Origin of the sequence: Cellulomonas bogoriensis 69B4 = DSM 16987, from assembly GCF_000767165.1 — a bacterium.
Lineage (GTDB): Bacteria > Actinomycetota > Actinomycetes > Actinomycetales > Cellulomonadaceae > Actinotalea > Actinotalea bogoriensis.
Genome location: NZ_AXCZ01000251.1, coordinates 1 through 2795, shown reverse-complemented (window position 1 = coordinate 2795; position 2795 = coordinate 1). Strand labels below are relative to the sequence as shown.

General features: G+C 74.1%; 4 protein-coding genes and 1 pseudogene. All 5 read left to right on the top strand.

The features are described 5' to 3' along the window. Positions 1-267 (top strand): M20/M25/M40 family metallo-hydrolase (locus N869_RS14165; RefSeq protein WP_035062657.1); only part of this gene is annotated, 267 nt, incomplete at its 5' end. Between the two features lie 10 nt (positions 268-277). Then, a complete protein-coding gene (locus N869_RS14160) occupies positions 278-1123 on the top strand; it encodes an LOG family protein (protein WP_035062656.1) in 846 nt (281 codons plus the stop codon). A gap of 68 nt (positions 1124-1191) precedes the next feature. Then, complete coding sequence (gene folP / locus N869_RS14155; RefSeq protein ID WP_232229770.1) at positions 1192-2025, top strand: dihydropteroate synthase; 834 nt, start codon at positions 1192-1194, stop codon at positions 2023-2025. 165 nt (positions 2026-2190) lie between these two features. Further along, on the top strand, positions 2191-2358 hold the full coding sequence (locus tag N869_RS17080; RefSeq protein WP_084137234.1) for a DUF3117 domain-containing protein: 168 nt from the start codon (positions 2191-2193) through the stop codon (positions 2356-2358). Between the two features lie 74 nt (positions 2359-2432). Next, positions 2433-2795 (top strand): annotated as a pseudogene (locus N869_RS14150) (leucyl aminopeptidase family protein); the annotation flags it as partial.

Here is a 2795-nt window from a genome sequence, read left to right as displayed (position 1 = left end):
ACCGTCACCGACTCCTCCCCGGGGGCCCGGCCGGGCCTGGACCACCCGGCCGCCGCCGAGTTCGCCCAGGTCGTCACGTCCCTCACGGGCCTCGCGCCGTCGGCCAAGGAGGGGTGGACCGACGTGGCACGGTTCTCGGCGCTCGGGGTCCCGGCCGTCAACTACGGGCCCGGTGACCCGGCGCTCGCGCACGCCGACGACGAGCACTGCCCCGTGGACCAGATCACCACGTGCGTCACCGGGCTGGAACGGTGGCTCTCGGCATAGGGTCGTGACCATGAGCGATCGAGCGGACCGCAACGGCGACCGGGCGACGGACGGCCCCCACGGCTACCGGCGCGGGCCGGTCCTGCTCCGCGGCGGACAGGTGCCCCGGACGACGAGTGACCAGAGCCTGCTCGCCCAGGGCGGGGACGCCGACTGGCTGCACGCCGACCCCTGGCGGGTCATGCGCATCCAGAGCGAGTTCGTGGAGGGCTTCGGGGCCCTGGCCGAGGTGGGCCCGGCGGTGAGCGTCTTCGGGTCGGCCCGCACCAAGCCCGACTCGCCCGAGTACGCCCTCGGCACGGAGGTCGCCAAGGGGCTGGTCGAGCAGGGATACGCCGTCATCACCGGTGGGGGACCGGGCCTGATGGAGGCCGCCAACAAGGGCGCGAAGGAAGCCGGGGGCCTCTCGGTGGGCCTGGGGATCGAGCTCCCGTTCGAGCAGGGCATGAACCCCTGGGTGGACCTGGGGGTCAACTTCCGGTACTTCTTCGCCCGCAAGACCTGCTTCGTGAAGTACTCCCAGGGCTTCGTGGTCCTGCCGGGTGGGTTCGGGACGTTCGACGAGCTCTTCGAGTCCTTGACGCTGGTCCAGACCCACAAGGTGACCGAGTTCCCCATCGTGCTGGTCGGTACCGACTACTGGCAGGGCCTGCTGGACTGGTTGCGCGGTCCGGTGCTGGACAAGGGCACCATCAGCGCCAAGGACCTCGACCTGATCGAGCTGGTGGACGACGCCGCGGACGCGGTCCGGCTGGTGTGCGAGCACGGAGAGCAGCTGCGTGCCGAGGAGGAGGCCGCGGTCGCGGCGAACGCGGCGGCCGAGCAGGCGGCCGAGCGCGCCTCAGACCCACGGTGACGCACGCGACCGCGGGGTCCGTCCCGGCGGCTGCGCCTGCGCTCCGGCTTCGCGGCCGTGAGGTGGCGGTGGGTCGACCAGCGGTCATGGCCGTGGTCAACCGCACCCCCGACTCGTTCTACCCCGCGGCCCGGTCCCACGACCTGGGGGCCGCGCTCGACGCGGTGGAGCGCGCGGTGGCCGAGGGCGCGGACCTGGTGGACGTGGGCGGCGTGAGGGCGGGGCGCGGGCCCGAGGTCGGTGTCGCCGAGGAGATCGACAGGGTCGTGCCGGTGGTGCAGCGGGTCAGGGCCCGGTTCCCCGATCTCCCGGTCAGCGTGGACACCTGGCGCGCCGAGGTCGCCGAGGTCGCCCTCGCCGAGGGCGCGGACCTGGTGAACGACACGTGGGCCGGCCACGACCCGCGCCTGGCGCAGGTTGCGGCCTCGTACGGGGCCGGCCTGGTCTGCTCCCACACCGGTGGGTTGCCCCCACGGACGGACCCGGTCCGGCCCGTGTACCCCGACGGGGTGGTCGCGGACGTCGTGGCGGCCCTGGCCGCAGCGGCTGCACGCGCGGTGGCCGCCGGGGTGGAGCCCCGCTCGGTGCTGGTCGACCCGACCCACGACTTCGGCAAGACCACGTGGCACTCGCTCGAGCTCACCCGTGCGACAGCCGCGCTCGCGGGGCTCGGGCACCCCCTGCTCATGGCGCTCAGCCGCAAGGACTTCGTGGGGGAGTCCCTGGCCCTGCCGGTCGACGACCGGCTCGAGGGCACCCTGGCGGCGACGGCGGTCGCCACCTGGTTGGGCGCCTCGGTGTTCCGCGCCCACGACGTGCGAGCGACCCGACGGGTGGTCGAGATGGTCGCGGTGCTGCGCGGTGACCTCCTGCCCGCGCGCGTCGTGCGCGGGCTGGACTGAGCCCTGACGGCGGTGCGCGCGTGTGCATGCCGCGGTCGCGTGTCGGGGTGAACTAGACTGATCTCGGACAACCGTCCCCCTCTCGCGGCCCCCTCGGGCTGTCGGCCTGCCGACGCCCCGTCACCGCGCGTGGGGGCGGACGAGACAGACGGGGAGGATCCACCGATGGCTGCGATGAAGCCGAGGACCGGTGACGGGCCGCTCGAGGTGACCAAGGAGGGTCGTGGCATCGTCATGCGCGTACCGCTCGAGGGCGGTGGCCGTCTGGTCGTCGAGCTGAACGCCACCGAGGCGACCGAGCTCGGCAAGGCACTCGACGCCGTCGTCGGCTGAGCGCCGGCGCCGTGCCGGTGCGTGGAACGTGCCGGTGCCCTGAACCACCGTACGTCCGTCCCTGAAGGAGCGCCGTGCCGGCCTCGACCGATCCTCCTGTCCCGGGTGCCTGGCTGCCCAGGCTCCCGACGGTCGAGGTCCGGCGTGGGGTGGTGGCCTCGACGGACCTGCTCGACCGCGAGGTCGACGCCCTCGTGCTCCCGGTGGCGCCCGCGCCCGAGGGTGAGGACGGCGTGCAGCCACGGTCGGGCACGGCGGATGCCGCGGCCCGGTACGGGATCGACCTGGCCGACCTGGCCGAGCGCACGGGCCTGACCGGTGCGGCCGGTGAGGCGCAGACGGTGCACCTTCCTCGTGCCGTCGGCGACGGGGCGTTGCCGTGGGACGGACTGCCGGCGCGTCTGGTCCTCGTCGGCGTGGGCCGCGCGGAGCCACCC